Consider the following 255-nt stretch of genomic DNA (forward strand, 5'->3'; position numbering starts at 1 on the left):
CTGGTCGATAAGCGGGGCGACATGGACAGCCTGTTCGAGAAGGCCCGCTACATCCTCAAGCAGCTCCCCGCGTGGATGGTCCCGGTGATCCGCCACACGCACATGCTGATGAACAACAAGGAGATGAACTCCACGCTCGCGGGCGAGTCCACCAACGCCGACATCGGCCGCGGCGGCCGGAAGCTCGCCTACGCCGTGGACGAGGCGGCGGCGGTGCCCAACGGCGAGCAGGTCGAAACCTCGCTCAGCCAGACG

At 66.7% G+C, this 255-nt stretch carries 1 protein-coding gene; it reads left to right on the top strand.

What is annotated here, in order from left to right; all coding sequences use genetic code 11:
• Nucleotides 1–21: 21 nt before the first annotated feature.
• Nucleotides 22–255: hypothetical protein (locus R0J87_RS22435; protein ID WP_498889087.1), on the top strand; the 234-nt coding region annotated here is incomplete at its 3' end.

The sequence above is a fragment of the Halomonas sp. SIMBA_159 genome, assembly GCF_046536035.1.
In the GTDB taxonomy this organism is placed as follows: Bacteria; Pseudomonadota; Gammaproteobacteria; order Pseudomonadales; family Halomonadaceae; genus Vreelandella; species Vreelandella venusta_A.